1 protein-coding gene and 1 pseudogene are annotated in these 1,322 nt (G+C 77.5%); both read right to left on the bottom strand.

Translation table 11 applies throughout. The features are described from left to right. Positions 1–212 (bottom strand): annotated as a pseudogene (locus AC1DUQ_RS21790) (2-succinyl-5-enolpyruvyl-6-hydroxy-3-cyclohexene-1-carboxylate synthase); the annotation flags it as partial. Continuing rightward, positions 212–1,171: an o-succinylbenzoate synthase gene (locus tag AC1DUQ_RS21785; protein ID WP_477061305.1), complete on the bottom strand. Its 960-nt coding sequence runs from the start codon at positions 1,169–1,171 to the stop codon at positions 212–214. The pseudogene AC1DUQ_RS21790 and the gene AC1DUQ_RS21785, both read right to left, overlap by 1 nt. Positions 1,172–1,322 lie beyond the last annotated feature (151 nt).

Below are 1,322 nucleotides of genomic sequence, written 5' to 3'. Positions count from 1 at the left end.
CGCACGTGCAGGCGCAGGCTCGGGGCTCCGGCGGGCCGCTCACCGTCCGGGCGGGCGGCGTCCGCGATCGCGTAGGCCAGCGGTGCGCTGCGCGACCCGGGGGCGAGCACCACGTCCTCGACACCGAGGGCCGCGAGCGCCTGCACGATCACGCGGGCCGCCGTCGTCGCCGGGTCGGGATCGAGGGCGGTCGTCGTCGGCACGCCCGCCATCATGCCCGAGCCCGGACGGCCGCGACGCGCGCGCGCCAGCGGTCCGTGAGCTCGGGTGATCCCGCCGCGTCGGCCAGGAGCACCGGGTCGGGCGCGGTCCGGCGGACGTCGAGCATGCCGTCGACCGGCAGGAACGGCCGGTCCACCAGGTCGGAGGTGAACAGCTGCGCGGTGGCCAGACCGCAGGCGTAGGGCAGGTCCGGGAGCGCGGCGGCGAGCGCGACGCCGGCGGCGAGTCCCACGGACGACTCGAGGGCGGACGAGACGACGACCGGCAGGCCGATGCGCTCGGCCAGCTCGAGGCAGGCACGCACCCCGCCGAGCGGCTGGACCTTGAGCACGACGACGTCGGCCGCGTGCGCCCGCGCGACGGCGAGCGGGTCCTGCGCGCGGCGGATCGACTCGTCGGCGGCGATCGGCACGTGCGTGCGGCGTCGCAGCGCGGCGAGGTCGTCGACGCCGGGCACCGGCTGCTCCGCGTACTCGAGGCCTCCGGCGGCGCGGTCGAGGGCGGCCAGCCGGCTGACGGCGGTGTCGACGTCCCACGCCGCGTTGGCGTCGACGCGGACGGCCCCGCCGGGGCCGAGTGCGTCGCGGACCGCCTCCAGCCGGGCCACCTCGTCGGCGAGCGACTGTCCCGGCTCGGCGACCTTGACCTTCGCGGTCCGGCACCCGCCGGAGGAGCGCACGATCCGGTGGGCCGTCTCGGCGTCGACCGCGGGCACGGTCACGTTCACCGGGACCCGGCTGCGCACCGGCGCCGGCCAGCCCTCGTCGGCAGCCTCCCGCGCTGCGCGCCACCAGGCAACGGACTCCTCGGCGTCGTAGTCCCAGAACGGGCTGAACTCGCCCCAGCCCGCCGCGCCCCGCACCAGCACACCGTCCCGGACGGTCAGCCCGCGGAACTGCGTCCGCAGCGGCAACGACCAGACGTGCAGGTCAGCGGGGTCGTTCGGCATCCCGTCAGCGTACGACGCCGGTCATCGACCCCACGCCGCGACCAGGATCGCGCGCGCCGTCCCCCGCACGTCCCGTCGCTCGGTCAGCGCCGTGACGACGGCCCCGTCGACCAGCGCGATCGTCACCGCTGCCGACGTGGGCGCCCCGACC

This window comes from Cellulomonas sp. P4_B5_2 (genome assembly GCF_056402235.1).
Note: the sequence above shows the minus strand (reverse complement) of the source record. Positions and strands in the feature narration are given on the sequence as shown.